This is a genomic window from Sulfolobus sp. E5-1-F, from assembly GCF_009601705.1.
GTDB lineage: Archaea > Thermoproteota > Thermoprotei_A > Sulfolobales > Sulfolobaceae > Saccharolobus.
Genome location: NZ_CP045687.1, coordinates 866333 through 888427, shown reverse-complemented (window position 1 = coordinate 888427; position 22095 = coordinate 866333). Strand labels below are relative to the sequence as shown.

General features: G+C 35.6%; 17 protein-coding genes and 4 pseudogenes. 10 read left to right on the top strand and 11 right to left on the bottom strand.

Annotation, left to right across the window (positions count from 1 at the left end; all coding sequences use genetic code 11):
- Window positions 1-375 precede the first annotated feature (375 nt).
- Window positions 376-776: pseudogene (locus GFS03_RS04600) on the top strand (zinc ribbon domain-containing protein); the annotation flags it as partial.
- A 41-nt stretch (window positions 777-817) separates the two neighbouring features.
- On the opposite strand, the gene GFS03_RS04595 reads toward GFS03_RS04600, so the two are convergent.
- The 3 genes from GFS03_RS04595 to GFS03_RS04585 all read right to left on the bottom strand — a co-directional run bounded on the left by GFS03_RS04595 (window position 818) and on the right by GFS03_RS04585 (window position 3012).
- A complete protein-coding gene (locus GFS03_RS04595; RefSeq protein WP_153422716.1) occupies window positions 818-1267 on the bottom strand; it encodes a vitamin K epoxide reductase family protein in 450 nt (149 codons plus the stop codon).
- Between the two features lie 100 nt (window positions 1268-1367).
- Window positions 1368-1898, bottom strand: a complete 531-nt coding sequence (locus GFS03_RS04590; RefSeq protein ID WP_153422715.1) for a hypothetical protein — start codon at window positions 1896-1898, stop codon at window positions 1368-1370.
- Window positions 1870-3012 carry an AAA family ATPase gene (locus GFS03_RS04585; RefSeq protein ID WP_162000398.1) on the bottom strand — a complete coding sequence of 381 codons (1143 nt, stop codon included), beginning with the start codon at window positions 3010-3012 and terminating at the stop codon, window positions 1870-1872. The genes GFS03_RS04590 and GFS03_RS04585 overlap by 29 nt, the downstream gene beginning before the upstream one ends.
- Window positions 3013-3085: 73 nt before the next feature.
- On the opposite strand from GFS03_RS04585, the pseudogene GFS03_RS13530 reads away from it, so the two are divergent.
- The 4 genes and pseudogenes from GFS03_RS13530 to GFS03_RS04575 form a co-directional block, all read left to right on the top strand.
- Window positions 3086-3382: pseudogene (locus GFS03_RS13530) on the top strand (RNA-guided endonuclease TnpB family protein); the annotation flags it as partial.
- Between the two features lie 325 nt (window positions 3383-3707).
- Complete coding sequence (locus GFS03_RS13655; RefSeq protein ID WP_256365646.1) at window positions 3708-3833, top strand: hypothetical protein; 126 nt, start codon at window positions 3708-3710, stop codon at window positions 3831-3833.
- Between the two features lie 195 nt (window positions 3834-4028).
- Window positions 4029-4655, top strand: a complete 627-nt coding sequence (locus GFS03_RS04580) for a pyroglutamyl-peptidase I (protein WP_153422713.1) — start codon at window positions 4029-4031, stop codon at window positions 4653-4655.
- A gap of 486 nt (window positions 4656-5141) precedes the next feature.
- Window positions 5142-5972 (top strand): undecaprenyl-diphosphate phosphatase, encoded by an 831-nt coding sequence (locus GFS03_RS04575; RefSeq protein WP_153424547.1) that lies wholly within the window; start codon window positions 5142-5144, stop codon window positions 5970-5972.
- A 109-nt stretch (window positions 5973-6081) separates the two neighbouring features.
- Here the strand turns inward: GFS03_RS04575 and GFS03_RS04570 are convergent, their stop codons facing one another.
- Genes GFS03_RS04570 through GFS03_RS04560 form a run of 3 tightly spaced genes read right to left on the bottom strand, consistent with a single transcriptional unit; the run spans window position 6082 to window position 9004 of the window.
- Window positions 6082-6840, bottom strand: a complete 759-nt coding sequence (locus GFS03_RS04570; protein ID WP_153422712.1) for an SDR family NAD(P)-dependent oxidoreductase — start codon at window positions 6838-6840, stop codon at window positions 6082-6084.
- A gap of 5 nt (window positions 6841-6845) precedes the next feature.
- Window positions 6846-7697, bottom strand: coding sequence for a P1 family peptidase (locus GFS03_RS04565; protein WP_153422711.1), 852 nt, complete (start codon window positions 7695-7697; stop codon window positions 6846-6848).
- A 14-nt stretch (window positions 7698-7711) separates the two neighbouring features.
- A complete protein-coding gene (locus GFS03_RS04560) occupies window positions 7712-9004 on the bottom strand; it encodes an MFS transporter (protein ID WP_153422710.1) in 1293 nt (430 codons plus the stop codon).
- Window positions 9005-9229: 225 nt separating this feature from the next.
- On the opposite strand from GFS03_RS04560, the gene GFS03_RS04555 reads away from it, so the two are divergent.
- Window positions 9230-10447, top strand: a complete 1218-nt coding sequence (locus GFS03_RS04555; protein WP_153422709.1) for a M20 family metallopeptidase — start codon at window positions 9230-9232, stop codon at window positions 10445-10447.
- 203 nt (window positions 10448-10650) lie between these two features.
- A complete protein-coding gene (locus tag GFS03_RS04550) occupies window positions 10651-12456 on the top strand; it encodes an ATP-binding protein (protein ID WP_153422708.1) in 1806 nt (601 codons plus the stop codon).
- On the opposite strand, the gene GFS03_RS04545 is transcribed toward GFS03_RS04550, so the two are convergent.
- Window positions 12445-13629 carry a DNA double-strand break repair nuclease NurA gene (locus GFS03_RS04545; RefSeq protein WP_153424546.1) on the bottom strand — a complete coding sequence of 395 codons (1185 nt, stop codon included), beginning with the start codon at window positions 13627-13629 and terminating at the stop codon, window positions 12445-12447. The genes GFS03_RS04550 and GFS03_RS04545 overlap by 12 nt on opposite strands.
- A gap of 633 nt (window positions 13630-14262) precedes the next feature.
- On the opposite strand from GFS03_RS04545, the gene GFS03_RS04540 reads away from it, so the two are divergent.
- A complete protein-coding gene (locus tag GFS03_RS04540) occupies window positions 14263-15441 on the top strand; it encodes a hypothetical protein (RefSeq protein WP_153422707.1) in 1179 nt (392 codons plus the stop codon).
- Between the two features lie 64 nt (window positions 15442-15505).
- Here GFS03_RS04540 and GFS03_RS04535 read toward each other — a convergent pair whose 3' ends face one another.
- Complete coding sequence (locus GFS03_RS04535) at window positions 15506-16585, bottom strand: NAD(P)-dependent alcohol dehydrogenase (protein WP_153424545.1); 1080 nt, start codon at window positions 16583-16585, stop codon at window positions 15506-15508.
- 119 nt (window positions 16586-16704) lie between these two features.
- Between GFS03_RS04535 and GFS03_RS04530 the strand changes: the two are divergent.
- A pseudogene (locus GFS03_RS04530) lies at window positions 16705-17130 on the top strand (L-rhamnonate dehydratase); the annotation flags it as partial.
- A 39-nt stretch (window positions 17131-17169) separates the two neighbouring features.
- On the opposite strand, the pseudogene GFS03_RS13525 reads toward GFS03_RS04530, so the two are convergent.
- Window positions 17170-17244 (bottom strand): annotated as a pseudogene (locus tag GFS03_RS13525) (bacterio-opsin activator); the annotation flags it as partial.
- Between the two features lie 1215 nt (window positions 17245-18459).
- Between GFS03_RS13525 and GFS03_RS04520 the strand changes: the two are divergent.
- On the top strand, window positions 18460-19506 hold the full coding sequence (locus GFS03_RS04520) for a DUF917 domain-containing protein (RefSeq protein ID WP_153422706.1): 1047 nt from the start codon (window positions 18460-18462) through the stop codon (window positions 19504-19506).
- Here the strand turns inward: GFS03_RS04520 and GFS03_RS04515 are convergent.
- Complete coding sequence (locus tag GFS03_RS04515; protein WP_153422705.1) at window positions 19481-21064, bottom strand: hydantoinase/oxoprolinase N-terminal domain-containing protein; 1584 nt, start codon at window positions 21062-21064, stop codon at window positions 19481-19483. The genes GFS03_RS04520 and GFS03_RS04515 overlap by 26 nt on opposite strands.
- Window positions 21012-22094, bottom strand: a complete 1083-nt coding sequence (locus tag GFS03_RS04510; RefSeq protein WP_153422704.1) for a DUF917 domain-containing protein — start codon at window positions 22092-22094, stop codon at window positions 21012-21014. Before GFS03_RS04510 ends, GFS03_RS04515 begins: the two co-directional genes overlap by 53 nt.
- Window position 22095: the final 1 nt, after the last annotated feature.

Here is a 22095-nt window from a genome sequence, read left to right as displayed (position 1 = left end):
AGAGAATTTTTGAATACACGAAAGTTCAAGGATTTTCAAGAATACACAATTGGTACAGTTTAAACTAGAACTAGGCATAATTTTTTCCGAAATGGGAAATAAAAGCGGAAGATGGTTTTCTTTCTTGTGAAAATCACCTCAACTAATAAAAGGTAACTTTAGTATCGATATGATTATCTAGATTAGTACTTTACGCAGATTTACGTTAAACCTTAAACACTAAGATAGATTCTCCTCAAGAGGATTTAAGTAATCATAAATTGATGAAGCGTATATAGTATAAATTTACCTTATTTGAAAAATTAAACGTTGTATATATTACACGTTATTTTCATGAAACTACTATGGTTCTTCACTCCTCTTATATTTACACTTAAGGTAAACGCGTGGCTTGTGGAGCAATACGAGGAGATTTACGTTGAAGATCTGGAAAATAAGCAAATAGTAGAGAAGTCGAGAGACTTAGGAAACACATTCCAACTTTTCCCTTTTCCTCTTCTACAAGGCTAAAGGAGCTAGTAGGAAGTTGGTGAAGGTAAACCCGAGGAATACGTCAAGGAAGTGTGTTCGCTGTGGTTATGTAAAGAACGATCTTACTCTTGAGGATCGAGTATTTGTTTGTCCTAAGTGTGGTTAGGTTGTAGATCGTGATTATTCTTTGTGCGGGGTCGGGACTGCCCTTAGTGTCTGTGGACAGGAAACCTCTACCATACATTCCCTTCTCAGAAGGGGTCCATAGCAAGTTTCCTGGAAGAAGCGAGAAATCCTCACCTTGAGGTGTCTTATCCTTAAGGGTAGGATAGTTCACTTATTTGGACTAGGCTAAAAGTGAATCTTTGAACCTAATTATTGAGAGGACTAAGATACTGAAAATGGAGACATGTGCTAAAGTACATAGTATGCATATGTGTCCTAACAAGAATATTTCAGTATATATTAAGTAAATAGATATGATAGAGGCTAGGATACTTAGAAGGAAAATTAAGTAGCCAGATATATTTGTCCCTATTCCCATTACAACGAATAAAAAGAGTAGTATTATGGCGGAGAAGTAAGCGATTCCGTAATAATATAGTTTTATACCTAGAAACGTTGAGTATCTAGAAGTTTCGACTGATATACAACTTATTACAGAATTTATGGTACAACTGTTACTATTTATCACATCTAGGCCAAAGGTCAGATAAGAGTATATCATTGCACCTAATCCTAATAGTCCAAAAAGGAGAAATAGGTAATCGATTTTATTTCCTTTCAAGTTAATCACAATAAGAGTGTATCCTATACAAATACTTAAAGATGTGTCCGAATCAGTTGAAAACAATTTGGTATAGACGATATTCTCAAGATACAGAGGAATGGATGTGTTACGGATCGTTAATGCAGTTGAGAAAATCATTAAAACTTCTACTTTTCTGCTTTAATAATTCAATATCAATCTCATTAGCATATTTCGGTAGATCACTTTTATCATAATCCTCTTTTCTCTTTAATTCCTCTGATGGTTCATTAGAGTTAGGTAAAATCCACTCTTCAATTTCATGATCAAATATTACTGTACATATCTTCTCCTTCACGTCTTCACTTAACTCTTTAGTTAACTTATCTAGATTATACTCCTCTTTAACTTCTTTAATATCTTTCCCATCACCATCTATCAAAATGATAGCCTTATCACATATACCACTCCTTATTATACCTTTTATTCTCCTCCATATAGCAACGTTCTTAAAATTACCCTTTCCATTAGTGCTACGTGATTTACAAGGAACTATGTTATGAGGTATCAACCCTTTACTCTTTAGAACATCAATTAAATATTCTACAAACTTTGGACCGTAAGTATCCTCAGAAACTATATGGACCCTTTTATTTTGGGAACCCGAAGATCCAGTCACTCAGTGAAACCCCTAGGTCAATTAATTTATCAGTTAACTCCTTGCTATTTTTTATCCTTTCTGCCTTAGTATCAAATCCTTCCCTAGAAAGTAAGACTATATCAGATGGATCGTATAAGTCAATTACCAGGGGTGAGTGCGTAGTTATAATAAACTGAGGATTAGAAAACTTAAAATGGTCTGTTAATTCTTCTATAAACTTTAAATGAAGATGATTCTCAACTTCATCTATAATTAACAATTTTGGATTAAGTAAATAAATTGCTGATAGTATTACAAGCATTTTTGCAACACCGGAGGGTACAGCTTGAGGTACTAATGTTATCTCTTTATCTCCTATTTTTTCCTTAAAGATTAACATTATACTACCATCTTGAGTTATCTGGAAGTCAAACCGCATATTGTTCTCATCTAAAAATCTCTTTATGGCAATAGGAATGCTCTCAGCGCTTTCATGTTTTATCGTTGGGAAGGGAAAAATATTGAGTCTTGTTAAGTACAGTAATTTAGCTAAACCATAACCATCCACTCTTAGACTCAGAGGAAAATAATTAGGAACTTGTGAAATTGCTATTTCTGGTATAACCCTTAGGACGATAATATCGTAACCGAAATTTGCCATAAATTCCATTATATCATGAGGTAGTTGAACGGGTAAATTACTAAACGTAATCATACCTACTTTCTGAACTAGAGAGAAAACACTATTATACGGAGAAATTCTGTTTTCTTTTATTTCTTTTCCATCCACTTTTATGAGTTCGTCTTCTCTCTCAATAGTAAAATCTTTATATCTTATAAACTCTTTTTTGATGTTAATTGTGTGTTCTTTTCCATTAAACGTTAATGAGTATTCAAAATCATCTCCTACTATATCTATAGAAACATCTTTGGAAGTATCATGCATATATACAACTTTATCGTAACCACCAAACGGGAGAAAAGGTAATGGGGGATAAGAGGAGGGTCTAATAATCTCTCTTAATAACATAAATACTTGAACTAGATTGGACTTTCCGCTACCATTAGGTCCAACAACTACGTTAACCTTACGTATATCTAATTCAACATCATAAAGGCTCTTAAAGTTCTTTATCCTTACTTTCTTGTACATAGTTTCAATAAAATATAAATGTGAACTATTATTAAGCTTTCTATGATTATGTGTATGTGAGGGACAATTTTTCGAAGTAGGGAAGCTAAGGTATAAGAAGACTCTCAAAGTCATAAACTACAATCAATCTGGGTTCAAGATCGAAGGAGACAAACTGATCCTTTCAATAAGATCAATAAAGGTCCTCTTCCACAGACCACTAGAGGGGAAAGCGAAGGGAGTAATAATAGTAAAAAACGCAACCAGTTGGTATGCTGTATTTCAAACGGAAGTAGAAAAGAAACACCTACGAAGTAACGGTAGGAGAGTAGGTATCGATGTCGAGAAACTAGTTGCAACCTCAAATGGCGTTGTCGTAAAGAACTCAAAGTAGTAGTTTCCTAAAAATGACGTATGATATATAACGTTTAATTTTTACGACACGAGATTTAAGGCGTATTTATGTTATATACGTTTGATATATTTACGATTATTTAAATCTTTTTGAGGAGAATCTATGTCAGTATTTAAGGCTTAAGGGATTTGAGGTAAATTTATGCGTTTGATTATACAGTATATGAGTAGAATCTATACACGGTAAGAGAGGGAGAGATAAATATACCCAGTTGCGCATGCATAATTGCATAAGGGTAAGAAAAGAGCTTAAGGAGAAAACTTAAAGATTTAGGAATAGATATAAGGGGGGTAGAAAAGTTTTGAAGAAAGCTATGAGCGAAAACGAAGAGATAGTAGAAAAGGTGAAGAAGATAATAGAATTAATGAATGGTGTATCTATCGAGGAATGGGTCAACGCAATTAGGGAGAGTAGAAATAAGAGATGAAGAGCACTTCTTTGGCACTTTAGCTCTTTTTTCATCGCAAAACTGGCTTATAAATCCTAGAAGGAATTGAAAGGAAAATACTCGACATTTTTCAAGTTTAACTTGACATTTCTAAACTCTCTTTAATTACTACGAGAATTGAAAGGAAAGGGCAAAAACAAAGTTAATAAATACTCTGAGCGTTAAAAAGATAATATGACAGTCCTCCTATTTGGTTTTGAACCATTTCTAGATTACATGGAAAATCCATCTCAATTAATTGTTGAAACCTTAAATGGAAATGTGATACTAAACGAAGAGGTTAAAGGTGTAATATTACCAGTGGAGTATGATAAGATAGAGGATATTATAGTTACGAAAATTAGGGAGATTAGACCAATCTTAACATTAGGGATAGGCTTAGCTCCGGGTAGAGCAAAGATAACGCCAGAGAAGATAGCCATAAATTACAGATACTCAAGAGAAGGTGATAATGCAGGAAAGAAGTATAGGGGAGAGAGGATAGATCCATTAGGACAAGATGGTATCTTCACTAATTTGCCAGTGGAGGATTTAGTTGATTATTTGAATCAAAATGGAATACCAGCTGAATTGAGCTTAAGTGCTGGTAGCTATCTATGTAACAACGCAATGTACATCATAATTAGGGAAGCGAGAAAGTACAATAGCTTAGGTGGTTTCATCCACGTTCCTTTACATGAATCATATGCTGCAAAATTACAGAGACCAATACCATCCATGAGTTTAGATACAATGAAAAGGGGAATTAAGTTGTCAATAGAGTTTATATTGAAAGGTAAAAAAGAAAATCTTACCTTATAAAGTTATAGAAAGCTCACCCTTTGCTTATGAAGAGAATTGTGTAGTAAAGTAGAGTTACGAGTATAATATACTTATTTTATTACCTATCATTCTGTTAAATTTATGGACTTATTGAAAGTGGTAAATAGGAAGGAGCATATAAAAAGCGTGATATTGTCATTACTACTCTACTAGTAGTAACTTACGTAAATTTACCTCAAGTTGCTTAAACACTAACGTAGATTCTCTTCAAGTAGATTTAAATAATTGTGAAAGTTAAAGCGTGTATAGTATAAATATACCTTAAATCCTACATTGGAAAAAATTAAACGTTATATACTATACTTCATTTTCAGAAAACTCCTATCTAGCTACCTCACTGATCATGTTGAGAAAATTGTTAAGTAAAGCTTATGTGCCTATATATTTTACATACATCTAAATTTCCCTATATTCTCTACATACATTATACTTAAATTCTAAAACAATATTTAATCTACTGAAATGTTGGACTACATCCTTGTTGCTGTATTACTTGGCATAGTTCAAGGAATAAGCGAATGGTTACCAATAAGTAGCAAAACGCAGATACTTCTGGTATCCTCTTTCCTTCTAGGACTTTCCTTTAGTGAAGCATACGCTTTTGGATTATTCATGGAAATTGGTACTATATTTGCTGCGATAATGTATTTTAGAAAAGAGATATGGAGAGTAATTAGAGTGATATTCAAAAGAGATGATAAAGAAGCGCTCATTCTTCTAAAATACCTTGTAGTGGTTACAGTAATCACTGGATTGGTCGGAGTGCGTGTATATCTGTTTATAGAAAAATTAGTGACCTCTGCGATAATTGGAATACCAATGATCCTTTTAGGAATTGTTCTCTTAATTGACGGTTTGGTAATTTACTTTTCTAGGAGAAAACATACACCAAGAAAAAACATCAAAGAGCTAACGATAAGAGACTTCATAATTGTTGGTTTAGCTCAAGGACTAGCAGCTCTTCCCGGAGTTAGTAGGTCTGGAATGACAACATCAGCCTTGATATTGTTAGGAGTAAAACCAGAGGACGCATTTAGGCTTTCATTCATAGCGCCGATTCCAGCTGCGCTTGGAGCTATTGGAGTTACAGTCCTATTTAGCAAAAATGAAGTTACCATTGCTCTTCATTCAATTAACATGGCTGGTTTAGGCTTATCAATGATAGTAGCTACAGTTATTAGTTTATTGTTTATAAACGCTCTGTTAAGGTTTGCTAGGACAAAAAGGGTAATAGTGCTTGTCAGTGTATTAGGTATTCTGGCAATAATGAGTGGAGTTATGAGTATATTTATTTAAAGTCAATTTTTTCATACTTAAGATAATAATGTTGTCTACTGAAGTTTATTGATGATTTCTACAAATCTCTTAAATAAACAAAAAGTTATAATAATATATAGTATAAAAATCACACATTTGGCTCATATCTCCCGTCTATCGCAGTCCATCCTCCATCTACGTAGATTACAGTACCAGTTATGTAAGATGAGGCTGGCATGGCTAAGAATACTGCTACACTAGCAATCTCCATTGGCGTAGCCCATCTCTTTAGTATTGTCTTCTCAGTATAAGCTTTGTACCACTCTGGATTGTTCTTTATCTGCTGTGTAAATGGGGTGTCCACAATCCCTGGAGCAATCACATTGACCCTTATACCGTATTTCCCATATTCTGCTGCAGCAGTTTTAGCTAACTGCTCTATTGCAGCCTTAGTTGCTGCATACACCGATTGGCCAGGCTCCACGACTTTACCTCTTATTGAAGAGAATAGAACAACACTACCTCCACTCTTCTTCATTGCTGGAAGGAATTCCTTTAATGCTATAAATGTTCCCTTCAAGTTTAAGTTTACAACCTTATCGAACTCTTCATAGGTGTAGTTTTCTATCCTTTTTCTAACGTTAATTGATGGAGTGATGTATAGAGCGTTTATTTCACCTAACTTTTCCAGACTAAACTTAACAAGTTCCCTTACCTCATTAACGTTAGTTACATCTGCCTTAAAGGTATAGGCTATCTTATTTAATTCCTCTAATCCTTTCACATCACTTGCCACAACCTTACCTCCTAAATTGGTGAATAGTTCCGCTATTGCCTTTCCTATTCCACTACCAGCTCCAATTACAACTGCACCTTTTCCTTTTACTGAAAACAGTTCTGAACTCATTTTCATCACCTAAATATTGAAAGCACAGATTTTCTAGCTACTTCGTAGGCTAAAAAGATTACTTTATCCACTGAAACTTCTACTTGGTTTGTAGCAATCGTGAACACAGTATCTCCATCTAAGGATAAGTTGTAAGGTCTTATAACAGAAGCAAAACCGTTTTCTACACTGCTCGCAACTCTGCAAGCATCTGAATTCGTTAGCTTAGCGTTAGTTATTAAGACTCCTAGTGTAGTTCCCATTACGTTGTTGACACTAAATTCCTCACTCTCCTCTCCAGCGATCAGTCTTCCACTTTCATCATATACGTTGCCTACACTGTTTACTACGGAAATCACTCCCACTCTCAGATTACCTTTTTGTATTTCGTAATAACCTTGACCAGATGGTTTAGCATACTTTAACTCTTTCAATTTCCCTACTGTAGCACCTCTCCCTGCCCAATATCTTCCTATGGGTATATCTTCTGATAGGTTTTCCATAGCCTTATATCCCCATTCTGGAGTTGGTAATATTGTATTGTCGTAAAAGTCGAATATTGATGCTGATGCTACAATTGGTATCCTCAAGTTCTCTCCTATTTTATATCCTATTTTCAATTCAAACAACTTAGTAATTATTGCATCTACTACTCTAAGCCCAAAGACGCTCCTTCCCGTTAGCACTATAGCGTTAACCGATTGATTTCCTCTATGTTTAGGTCTTAATAAGTCAGTCCCTATTGTAGCTGGTGATCCTCCTCTCTGTGAAATCCCTGCAGTGTTGTTCTGGTTTTCAACCAATATTACTGTAACTCCAGACTTAGCGTTTTCATCTGTGTACCCTCCAACCTTAATACCCTCTATTCCAATCCTCATTTCAATTAGACACCTCACTCCATGATAGGATCATGTTTTCCAGTATAAGTCTCTTTCGCGAGGATTATTCCAATTATCATTACCATTCCAGCTATGATCATGTTGAAGAACCATGCATAAAGTAATCCTAGGGATGTCGACAATGCAAATATTGCTGATATTGCAAACCCTCCAGCTATTGCTCCACCATTATACGTAAAGCCCACTCCAGTTGCCCTATATTTTTTACTGAATTGTTCTGCGAGGAATGCGGGTAGAGTTGAGAATATCATTGCCTCTAAGAACGCTTGTATACTGAAAACCGCTGTTACCAAAAAGAAGCTTTTCGAGAGTCCTAGATATATTATTGGATATATTAAGACTACGAAGACTATTGAGTAGAGTAACATTGGGAATTTCCTTCCCTTTTTAATCCTATCCGCTATAAATCCACCTATCCATACACCGAATAGTGATATTAGATTGATTATGGCAACGCTCAGACCCACTAAACTTCCCGGAATATTTTGGAGCGTTAGAACTGAGGGATAGAAGGAGAAAGTGGCAGTATTGATATATAATAATCCACTCGTTATCATTAATCCAATAAGCACTGATCTGTATGATGAAGCGAACAAGTCTCTAATCGGTATTTTTACTACTTCTCTTTTACTCTCCATTTCCTTAAATACTGGACTTTCATCAGTTATTCTTCTAATAATTAATGTTATTAATCCTGGAATAATACAAGTAGCAAAGAGTACTCTCCAACCTATTGCTTGGAAACCGCTATTTCCGTAAATGTTGTATAGTAGAGAGTAGACTAGAGAAATGATGAAATATCCGGTTCCGAAACCGCTTTGCACGAATGAACCTATGAACGCTCTCCTCTCTGCTGGAACAGATTCTAAGGCTAGTGTTGTCCCACCTCCATATTCTGCACCTGCAAACATACCTTCGACGAACAACACTATGTATAGGAGTATTGGTGCTAAAATGCCTACAGTATTATATGATGGTAAGAGTGACTTTGAAGAGGCTAACAATGAAAATCCTAAGATTGTTATGACTAACATGTTTCTTCTACCCATTTTGTCCCCTATATAGTTCCCAAACACTAGAGACCCTATTGGCCTTGCTAATGCACCTACTGCAAATCCTCCAAAGGTGGCTATAAGACCTAAGATTCCAATTGTCGTTGGGAAGAATATTTTCGATATTGTGACTCCAACTAATGCATATGCTATGCTAGTGTATCCGTCCATTAACCATCCTAGCCAAGTAGAGAATATTGCTAACCATTGTTGCTTATTCAAGCCATAAACCATTAATAATTTTAATAATTAACTTATATTTAAATTTTCTCCTTTTAATATATAGAATACTTTCAAAAAGCAGTAAATGGTTGATCACGCACATGAACGCTTGGGAAATGTACAAGTGGGTGTTTTTAAGACTCGAGAATGGGATTTCTCTCTTTTTTATTCCTTATCATTTCACTAGGGAATATACTTGGCATAATTTAAATATCCCTTTCTTTTTTATATAAATATATGAAATTAGATGAAGTTGTTGAAGAATCTAAGGACGAGATTGTGGAGTTCTTAAAACAGTTAATAAGGATCCCAACTGAAAATCCCCCTGGATTAAATTACGATAAGATAGTTAACGTATTGAGGGATAAGTTAGAACAGTTTGGGTATAAGACGGAAATAATTGAGGGGGATAAAGAGTATGTCAAGTTTGGAAGCGGTAATAGACCAAATCTAGTGGGTTATTTGGGTAACGGTAACGTAAGGATTGCATTTAATGGACATTATGACGTAGTTCCAGCAGGTGAAGGTTGGAGTGTTAACCCTTATGAGGGAGTAGAAAGAGATGGAAAAGTTTTCGGTAGGGGAGCTTCTGACATGAAGTCTGGAATAGTTGCCCAAATTTACGCAGTTGAAATGTTAAAGAGGGCTAAACTACTACCCTCTAACGTGAAAATTATCCAAACTTTTGTACCTGATGAGGAGACAGTGGGAAATAAGAACGCTGGTACGTATTGTTTGAGGGAAATCTACAAGAATAACGCTGATTACGTAATATTCACGGAACCTACTGGACCGGATAACATTTGTAATGGTCATAGAGGTGCAATATGGGCCATTGTTAAGGTATATGGGAAGAAAAGTCACGGAGGTTTTCCTCAATTGGGAATTGACGCAGTCAAGGCTGTGGCAATTATGATTGAAAGACTTTACGCTTCTATACCCAACATTACCTCGAAGTACAGCATTATGCCAGAGGCTGGTAAGAAACCTTCAATATTGGTTGGTACTGTTAAGTGTGGTACTTGGGTTAACACTGTAGCGGATTACTGTGAATTCAGTATAGTTAGGAGATTGATACCGGAAGAGAGAATAGATGAAGTTAGGGAGAGCATATTACGCATATTAAGGGAGGTGAGCGATGAAACTGGTGTCAGGTTTAACTACGATGAGTTCTACGCTGTCGATACTGTAGTAAGCGAGGACAAGGAATTAACAGAGGCTCTGAAAAAGGGTATAAAGGAGATTAGGGGAGTTGATGCTATTACTGTTCTATCTGCAGGGACATTTGACATTAGGTTCACTATAAGTGAGGGTATTAAAAGTATTAATTACGGTCCAGGTAGAATCGAAGTGGCTCACGCTAGTGATGAGTTCGTTTACGTTAAGGACTTGTTAGATTCGATAAAAGTATTAGGAAGGTTAATATTGAATATTGCTAATAAGTCTTCTTCCTAGTGTTAAATTTTGATATCCACGTCCTAAAGTATTACGTTGAGGTAAAGCTTTAGACTTCTTTAAGTATAAAAGGACTATTATGAGATTTTCAAATATTCTCATAAACCACAGCTCATATCTTGATATAACCATGACTAGAAGCTTAAGGTAAAACGTTTTCAATTCAAGTAAAATTTTAATTTGTATTCTTCTACCTTATATTTATGTCATTGGAAAATCGAAATTTAGAAAACGTCATTGATGAATTAAGGAAAAAGCTTAATGAGGCTGAGAATGAGGCGAGTAAATACGGAACAATAATCGGAAGGGTGACTAGATATGAGACAATTACAATTGACGAGAACGAATTCGTAGGAGTTGATATACTTTTTGACAATTACCAGAACAGCGATATAAAGAGAGGTCAGTATCTAGCAATAAGAAGTATCATAAAACCAATAATAATGCTTGGGCAAGTTTACTCCATTAGTAGAGCTGACGCCTTAGCTAGATTGGGAATTAGGGAATTAACTTATCCTAAAGACCCTTCTACTATTATCACGACAACTTATGTAGAGTTAAGACCGATCGCAGAAATGGAAGGAGATAAGATCAGGCCAGCTGTTTCACCTATTGACCCTCAAAGTCCAGTGTTCATACCAAACCCTAATTTGATCGAGAGGATATTGAGGATACCAGAAAAAGGTATAGTTATTGCTAAGATATTTTCAGGTGGTGAGGAGATAGAGGCTGAGGTTAGACTGGACGAATACACCTTAAGGCATCACACCCTAGTTTTAGGTACAACTGGATCTGGTAAGACCACTTTACTTAAGACTGTAATTTCCAGTAATGACATTGATAAGAGTACTTTGATCTTCGATAGGCAAGGGGACTTCGTTAATTTCCTAAAGGGTAGAAAAGACTTCGCCGTCTTAATGCCAGTTGTTGAGGAGCCCAACAGTAAAGTTTCAATTAAGGACTACGTTGAGGATTTCGCCAACTGGTATGGCTGTGATCCTAACACTGTTAACGTATTAAACAATCATGGAGCTTACGTTAGGTGTAGCAATCACGACGTTTTCGTTGTTCCCTATTCCATAAACTTTTATGATAATTTGAGGAACTTCAATAAGATAACCCCTTACTTTACTGCTAGAGCTTCCATGTATTGGGAAGCTATTATTGACGAGTTGTTGGATAAGATAAGGTACTCTCTCAAGGATAAGATTAATAGGGGATTAACAGATTACGAAATCGCATCCATGTTAAGGGATAATTTAACACCGGGGAAGCTTATAGGTAATGTTAGCGTTACTTTAAACAACATTAATATTAATTCAAATATAAACAAGGATGATATAAGTTATGATCCTAAGAGTAAGACGTTGACTTTCCACATGGGTAAGATGTTACGTAATGTAATGAAGGAACTTGAGTTAGCTTATTCAACACAAGACGTTATAGTTAGGACATTAAAGGCTTATGATAGCTATGGAATATTCACAGTCCCAGGCACAGTTGATTTCAGACCGGATAAGATACCCTATGATGATATAGTGGTCGACTTAAGCTGGGTTATGGAGAGATCAGCTTCGATCGAAGCCGTTACAACTATTGCGTATAAGGTGTTGGAGGACTTCTTCGCTTGGAAAGACGAATCGTATAAGAAACATCAAAATACTAAACTATCATTAATAATTATGGATGAAGCCCACGAGTATTTCCCACAGACTGACTCTGAGAACGTTTCAAAGGACATAGTTGAAGGATTGATAAATAAGGTAATGAGGTTGGGTAGAGTTAGGAATATGGGTGTTATATTAGCTACCCACGTTCCAGAGGATTTGAATCCACTAGTTTTACAATTGTCTAATACTAAAATTGTGATGAGGAATGAAACTCACGTGTTGAGAAGAATAGGTTTAGAGGAGTATGAGGATTTCCTAAAGCACGCTACTCCCGGATTAGGTATAATATATTCCATCAACTTCAGTGAGGTACCAATAAAGACCCTTCTAACTTTGTAGGAATTGCTGAATAACATTTGCATAGCTCATTTTGTCATCGTGAATTACGTTTAGGTTATTTGACGCAATTTCGTATGCGTAAATGAAGAGAGAAGCTGATATTCTCTTACTCCTTTTATCTACCATTTCAATGTAAGTTGGTAATAGGTTATTCTCAGTTATTCTTGAAAGAACTGGGGATAAGTCAAGCTTTTCACTAATACTTTCTATCCTTAAAAAGGTAGGTGGAAAGTATGGTCTCCTCATGATAACGTAATATGCGTATTTTGGCAAAATCTTTTCAAAAACTTTCCCCCCATTCTCGTCCTCAACTTGTATTGCGTATTCCAACTTAAAGGGACCTATTGTGCAAATATATGGGTAATTGTTCCTTCTACATAATTTTTCATCTATTAATTCCAATACTGTAGTATCCCTAAGGTTACTATTTTCTATTCCCAACAATTCAGCAATATTCTTCTCATTTACGAGCTTCTTGGAGTTCTCCAATCTCTTCACTACACCAATAACTTTATCATTTAAAATTTTCATCCTCTCGTTTACCAGTTTTGCATATGCGATCTTGTGCTTCCTCCTTGCCTCAGTCGTTACTTCCAATTCCTCCGTAAACTCTAGAGGTGTTGGATAAATAGGACCGTCGACTATTATTATATCGTGATCGTTAATTACCTCCTTTAAACCTATATTTTCAGCCTCTATCCTAATCTCGTCCGCTATATCATCTATTTTATACTCATTTCTCCCCTCATTCACGTAATAGTAATCTATAACGTTCTTTGTCCTAATGTTATTGTCATTAACGTTAATTTGCTTTAAGATATCCTCATAACTACTTATCCCCATGTAGGGAGTATTTATCGTGTAGGGACCATCAATAAACCCCCTTTTATTACTGTAAATGGACAAACCCACAAGACAAGTGTTGACTGAGTGGTCCCTTAAATACCTGGATGAGGAATCCAGAGAAGCTATCCTCTTATTACTATCATATTTGAAGTAATCTAAGGGATAAACTTCGGGCTTCACTTTTTCACTGAGTAGTTCTATTCTCATTATTTTCTCCTCAATTTCATGTTCAGGGTTTCCTTCATTATTTACTCTAACTTCTGGCATTTTCCTCTTTGCCTCAGCGATCTTCTCGATTACCTCCTTAATCCTTACTTTCCATTCCATTATATAGAGTATAGGAGTTGGAAGTAATATCTTTTCTCCTTCTTTTTTATAGTTCACTCTCTAGAACCTAAAAACTCATCTCGGTTTTCCATTAAACTAACCTTCTCTCTTACTCATTCTCTTAATAATATTTAGCCTTTATTAAGTTCACAAATTCTAATTTCGAAATCCTATATACGCTTCTTATTGTTATAACATTAATTCAACATCACGAGAATAATATAAAGCTTATTACCAAAGTACTTGGCCAACATCTAATCTAGAAAAATCCCTTAGTTTAGCTCTCTTCCACTATTTCCTTCATTTATGATTTGCTTTCAGCATTTAAGACTAAGGGATATCTTATAGTAATTCTCTAAAACACAATCTCACTTACTACCAATTTTCACCAGATTATTAAGGTAATCGTTAGTTCTTCTCAGACTTCATTGAAGTCTTAAGGTTTGAGATCGGTATCGGGAAACCTATAGAAATCCAAAAATTCCCTACTACAATTCAATCTGTATATAAATACTACGTAAATCTAAACACCTTTTACTCGTTGAGCGAAATTGTTCAAATTATTGATATACAAAAGTAAATCCATATCAGTGTGCAGTTTTATTTATAAACTACAATAGCACAATATTTTTTATGAGAGAGCGATCTACGATCAAGCCCGTAATTCTTCCTCAAAAATCACCAATAAGCGAAGTTAGAGGAGGAGTTGGCACGCCTTATATTATCTATGATGTAAAAAGGGATAAGCATTGGCTCTTGTTTACTGGGTGGAATGACCTTGTTGGGTTAAAGAGAGAGGGATTCGTAGTGCAAATTGATAGAAGTTTAAATGTTGATTACACTACTATTAAAAAGATTCTGCCCTATGACTTTCCAAGTCAAGTTAATTATAGTAATAATGCTGTAAGGGGTTTCTATAATGAAGCTAGGGATGAATTTTACGTAACGTCAACACACGGTAATGACGTTTATTTATTTATTTTTGACCCTGAATGGAGATTGAAGGGATATAAGTTATTAATTAAGGATTTAAAGAAGGATTCAGGATTTCCAATAAGACCAACGGGTGCTTATAGGAATTTACACGACGCGTTTGGAGTAAGTCCGAATGATGATTCCTCTGGTATTAAACTATTTCTAGTTAAAAATATTGACGACTTAGATAAGGTAACAGTTGAGGATTTAGGAGAAATTGGAATATGGGCTAGAAGCAATGACGTATTAGATTTCACACTAATCCCTAGGTTTCAAATATTCGTTGAGATAAATACTGCTTCCAAATGGATGTTACAATCGTTTATTGGACCTAGCCTAGACGAACTTTATGTCACAGAGGATATTAACAAAGTTGGGATGCTTCAAGGTTCAATAATGCCCCTTCTGGGCTTAGACGACTCATTTGTTCAAGTTGGGCATCCACATTACACCACTGAACCCGATGGAAGGCCTAAATTATTCTTCACATCATTTAGAGACACCTACACTACTAGGATGGACACGGGAAGAGAGGGATATACTCACGAGATTTGGGTAGAGTACGTAAACGAGTCCATATTCAATCCTAAAAGTTATGGCGAGTTAAGGGGAAAATTCAAGGGAAGGGAGAGTAAATGGTACTATGCTCCTTATGCAAATAGGCTAGTATTATCGCTTAATGGTGAAGCTGAGTTACACTTAAAGGCTGATATTAACGATGAGGTCAGTGAAACTGTAAAGTTAAAGACTGGAGTTAACGTTATTGAGAAACCGACAACGTGGTTTAGGATAGTTTCGCCAAATGAGGTAAAAGTTACGATTAAAGCCATAACTTAAATTATCCCGTGCTTTTACTGGATTGTCATTTTTTGTTAATTTTATATTAAGACTATAACTTGAATCACGGTATTATTACTTGTCTTCCCTCTACTCTTCCCTCATCTAAATCCTTAAAAGCTTTGTTAATCTCATCTAAAGGTACATTGACAACGTATGGCTTAATTTTCCCACTCTCACTAAGCCTTACTACATCTTCTAAATCGTTTAGTGAACCGTAATTCGAACCCAGAAGCTTCTTATTCCACACTGCAGTATCAAACGCTTCTAGACTTACTCTCTTCCCCTCCATTCCCACTAGTACTATTGCACCCTCTTGTGCTAACAATCTACCTAAATTATAAGTAGTTTCCTCAGTTCCCACTAGATCTATTGCCACACTAGCACCTAGTCCATCAGTTAGTCTGTTTATTAAACTCTCTGCCTCTTTCATTTCAACCGCGTAATCTGCACCTAACTCCAATGCTAAATCCCTATGCTTCTTACTCCTAGAAATTCCGATTATAATTGTATTCTTCAATAGAGCCTTTAGTATTTGTATAGTGTAAACTGCTAACCCTCCAATACCGTTAACTATAACAACTGGTTCTGCGAATTTGTTAATGAATGGCAAGGCTTGCCTTATAGCTCCCATTGACGTTGTTCCAGCATCTGCCAATGGTGCAGCATCAACTGGGCTTAGGCTATTTAGTTTTACTAACCATCTATAGCTTTTAACTAACATGTACTCAGAGAAACCACCATTTGTAGTTTGCCCAGGAATTACTTGATTTTTGCAAATGTTAAACTTCCCTTCTTTGCAATATCTACAAGTCATATCTCCCCAAGCTGCGTAAACCACTACGTTATCTCCCTTCTTTACCTTTGCCAATTCCCCTACTTCAATTACTGTCCCAGCGTTTTCATGACCTAGTATTATTGGCAATCCAAAACCTTGTTTTGCTTCCACTCCTTTCCATATTCTCAGATCAGTTCTGCAAACTCCAGCTCCTCCTATCCTTATTAGCACTTCTTCACCTTTAGGTTCTGGAATATCAACGTATTCTACTGATAATGGTTCTGAGAACTTCTTCAGAAGGGCTGCTTTTGATTTAACCATACTTATATTTTTCCATGTAACTGAATAAAAGGTGATTCCAAACATGTTAGGATTGGTATTCATCACAACAAAAGTTAGTTAGATATACACTCTATGAGACTTACATTCTTATCCGCACAAGTTAGGACTAATTGATAAAAAGGTGCCTAGAGAAGTGTTATAGCATGACGGTAAAAATTGATAAGATATATGTAGTTACTACGGAGAGTATTTCAAAGCAGAATTTTCCTTACGTTAAGCCAACTGATTACTATAAAGAATATCTTGGATCTTCATCACCATTTCAATCAGCGTTCATGGATAAGATTTGTTTTATAAGAATGGATCTAGACGACAACTCTACTTATTCCATTCTTGAAACCTCTGAGTTGGTTTGTAATTTTGTAATGTCTAATTTAGTTAATCTGATAAAGGGTTTACCAATCTCTAGGATAAGCATGGCATGGGATTTGCTATATAGATATACGTTGCCAATTGGTAGGAGTGGAATAGCTATGCATGCGATAAGTGTTGTTAACCTCTTGATGTATGATGCTTATGTTATGTTACTTGGCGTTCCAGTTTACGAGTTGTTAGGAGGGAAAACTAGGACTTGGCTTTGCAAAAATGATTTTTATTAACACAGGTTAATCTGACGTGACCTTACTCCAGCAATCTTCATGATCTATTTCAAAAGTCACGAGTGATAAGTTAAATAACGACACATGATAACTATTATACTTAAAATTATTTAATATTTTAGGACATCGATTACGTTAAACCTATGTATATTTTTCGATAAGTTACAATAAGTCAATGAACTATTATCATAATAATTCCTTACTCGTTAACATGCTGTTTCATACTCTACAATAAACATAGTAAAAATTCATATGCAAAAAGAGTGGACATTTTTACCACTAAGATTATTAAAACTGCACAAGAATACTATCCTATCTGAAGATATTATGAATTGATAATTTATCCTTGGCTGTTACAAGTTGTTGGTAGAAGGACTAGTCTTTTAGGAAGTCAGATAGTATATATCGAGGTAAAGACCTAGCTATTTACGTTTATTAGAATGATAATGATGTACAGTCTATTATATCGGTAGTGGCTTATTGATATTTCCCCCGGAAAGATCCAAAATTTTAGAACCATGTTTCTAAAAATATTTCAAAAGTAAATTATGAGATTTAGTGGTGCTTAATAATATTGTATTCTTCATATCTATCTCTCATTAAGAAACTAATCTGAAAACTATATGTGTGAATTGCTATAGGGTGCCATTATGAATAGGGGTGCTATTATCTAAGCTCTTGAAAGAAAGAAGATCGCACATATAGGGTTTCTGATTATAATCTTGCATATCAAATATCTCAGGTCTATGGAGGAGGTTTAGCACCAATCTTAGCTAGTTATATCGTATCTGCTCTTCATGGGGCTAAATTCGGCTGGCCATATTTAGTTATGCTAATAATCGCTTATGGGATTGTAGCAGTTGTTGGGGTTCTAACGTTGAGAGAGACTAAAGATGTAGACCTTAGAGGGGAACAAGCTAAAGCTTGAATCTCATTTTTAACCATATTTTCAATAAATTATGAACGCTTATACATTTATTAAGTTTTTTATTCAAATCTCATTTTTTAGAGTATTATATAAAAAAGAGGATCAAAAAGTTAAAGACCAAATTTATAATTAATCAGAAATGGGACAATCGATTTAAGAGTTTCACCAACAAGATATATAACATAAATATCATAGAGAGATCTAAATAGTGTAAGAATTGTTTTTATATAAATATTATTTAACAAGTTTGTTGCGTTACTTCTTACTAAAAAGTTGTCCTTTCCGATATTCACCCAAAGTCTTTGATCATTGTTGAACGTCGTTGAATCAAACTTTAAACTTTATATTACTAGAGGGCTTTATAAGAAAACATGAGAATTTCTGTAAATGATCTATACAATCTTGCAATAGGAAGTTCGATATTAGGTTCTGGTGGTGGTGGAAATCCGTTTTTAGGATATAAAATTGTTAAAGCAAAAATGCTTCAGATGAATGTTGACTATGTTGAATATACTGACGAAGTTGATGAGGATAAAGATTTCATAATAGGAGTAGGCGGTATGGGATCGCCATTGATCGGCATAGAGAAGATCCCCGCAGGCAATGAATATTATAGATCTCTTATGACCTTAACTAAATTCTTGAGAAAAGAAGTCACTAAAATAACTTCTATTGAAATAGGTGGTATAAACTCAGTTGTCCCATTTATGGCATCGTTAATGAGCAAGAAACCATTAGTAGATGGGGATTATGAGGGTAGGGCTTTTCCTGAATTATATATGACCACTATGCATTTTGCAGGATATAAGGCAACACCTCTGAGTATTTGTGACGAGCGTGAAAATTGCGTTATTATAGAGACTGTTGATAATTTCCGGGCTGAGAGTATTGCAAGGAGTATAACTGTGGGATTTGGTGGAAGAGGTTATATCTCGCTTTACCCAGCCTCTGGAAGGGAGTACATTAATGGAGCTATCTTGGGTACAGTAAGTCTAGCTTTTGAGTTAGGTAAAACGTTAATAGAACAAGGATTGGATGAAATGATTAATTTAGCGAGGGGTAAGATAATTTTCGAAGGTAAAATAGTTGATGTAAAGAGATTTAACTTAGGAGGATTTGCAATTGGTATAGCTAAAATTGACGGCCTTGAAGAATATAGAGGTGAAAGTGCTGAAGTCGTATTTAAAAATGAGTATTTAAGCTTCCTTAAAGAAGGAAAAATTCTGTCAATATCACCAGAAATTATCAATTTAATAGATTATAATAATAACGTAGTGACTTCTGACTCCCTTAGATACGGAGTAAAGGTGAGAGTATTAGAAATCCCTGTAAGTAATAAGTGGAAGGAAGTTGGAGGATACGATAAGATTAAGGAAATGGTATTAAAAGAAGTTAAGAAAATTCACCAACTACCTTAACTTTTACTTTTACAGAATTTCCGGGCAGATAAGGTATTTGTATTTCTTCTATTTCTCTAACTTCTATTGTCGTACTTAAGGCCCCAGCTCTAATAGCTAGACTTTTAGCCTCATCAATTAGGCTCTTTATTGCAGTTTCCCTAGTTATTTGATCATAGGAGAACGTCCTTTCTATTGTTGCACCAACTTTGGTTAATGTCGCACCTATGGCATTAGCGTATTGGGCATTTTGTGGCCTTATAACTTCCCTCGCACCTCTCAACTTCTCCGGAACCATTACACTTCCCCCGCCCACAACAATCACCGTTACATCATCTTTTGAAGTTTTCATTAAGTCTATGGCGTCTTCCCACATTTCCACCATTTTGGTGTAAACCCTAAATAAGTACTCCCTAGGGAATTTGTTATTTATCAGCTTCGGATTTGTACCATCTATTGTTATTCCTTTCACTACCATAGCGACATCTGTTGCAGTTAAAGTATCACCTCCCCATGCTATTCCCTTATTTATTAGTGCGTAACCTACACTCTCTGGTCCTATTTTCTCTTCATTAACTATGGTGCCTCCTCCCAATGCCATCGTGTAAATATCGGGCATTCTGAAATTAGTCCTTATTTTAGCTATTTCTACTACAGATGAGGATTCTCTAGGATATCCCTCATGGAGAACACCTACGTTTGTTGTAGTTCCTCCTACGTCCATTACTATTGCATCTTTTATCCCAGTCAGTAAATGCGCTCCTCTAATACTATTTGAAACTGGTCCCGCTACAGTGAATATCGGATAGCCTTTGATGAAATCTTCAGAGGCCACAGTTCCATCATTCTGTGCGAAGAATAGTCTTACATCTTCTATGCCTAAAGAAGAAAGTAACTGTTTGATTTTGGTTATTAGGTTATCGAAGATTTTAAGTATTAACGCATTTAAGATCGCTGAGTTCTCCCTCTCTAACAGTCCTATTCCACCAATTTCGTGAGAAAGCACTATGGGTACGTTAATTCCTTTCTCTCTTAAAATCTCCCTTGCTTTAATCTCATGTGACGAATTTACAATTGAAAATATTGAACTGATAGCTATAGCATCCACTTTACCGTTTATGTCTTCAGCGATTTTCTTTATTTTGTCCTCGTCCATCTCTACTATTTCTTCTCCGGTATACTCATGACCTCCTCTTACCATATATCTATGAGTGACAAAGTTTGATAGTTGCTGTGGCCAATCAAATACTGGAGGAACTCCCTCTCCTGCAGGTAAGCCAATTCTAATGATAGCTACTCTATTTAAGCCTTTACCTTGGTGTAAGGCGTTCAGACCGTGGGTAGTCCCTATCATTAGCGTATCTACTTCGTTCTTTCTTTCTCCAAGTCTTTCCATTACCCTACTTATGGCATTTAAAAGTCCAGTAGTTAGGTCTGGTGTGGTCATTACTTTATCAGCTACTATTAGCTCTTTACCTTCTAATGCTACTGCATCTGTATGAGTACTACCAATATCAATACCTATTCTAATTCTCAACCTTATTCCACCTTTCCTCGAGCGGTATGAAATCCACATCATATCCAAAGGCTCTAGGTCCTACATATCTTAATGCTTCTTTAGTTCTGAGTTTCTCACTAGAAGGTATACCGATAACCATGACTTTTTGACCATACTTTATTCTGTCCGTCGTAATTGGTTTTAATGTGAATAGATCCAGAACTGTTATGAGATCTGGCACAGTAGTTACTATATTATTATTAATCCTTGCTACTAAGAATTCATTCTGAAAGTCAATTTTCATATTTTTCTCTCTGTAGTTTTCTATACCCTCTATAATTACATTTCCTTTGGAGAATCCCTTCTCTACTCTTCTTTGTACATCTACCACCTTACCCTTGAACATTATTATTGCCTTTAAAAGGTCTAACACATCATCGAGACGCATTTGATTTAATAGCTTGCCTATTTCTAAGGCTAAACTCAGTGTACCTAGTACGGCAGTATTTAAGTAAGTTGGTAATGAAGTACCGTACAGTGCAATATATGCACTTCCACCGTATCTTACAGTGATGATTCTTGCTATTTTCTCAGACCAATAACCGTCTATACCTTGTACTATACTTACATTACCTCTTTCATCGAATATGACGATTGGAGAAGGTTGAACACCATAAAAGTAAAAGGTAGTCATTTGCAGTTCTGGAAACGCCCTTCCCATACCATCTCCATCAATTACTGGAATACCGGTCTTAGCTGATGTTATTAATGGGATCGTGGAGTTGACTCCGCCCATTTCCAGTGGCGTAATGTATTCTACTTCATTATCGGTAAATTTAGAATAAACTTCAAGGGCCTTTTTAGCTTCAGAGCTGTTGGGTATTTTTTCTATCATAACTATAGGAGCCCCCATCATTGCACTACCTAAAATAAATGATTTATTATTTGAGTACTTCATTCCAGTTATTACTTCTATCTTCTTCACAATTTCTAGTTCCCTTTTTAACATAAGTCCTCCTATATACGGATCTCCTCCACCTCCAGTGCCTAAAAATGACGCTCCAGTTATTAGGTTTTGTAAATCTCTCTCTTCGATGAAATAAGTCTCCATG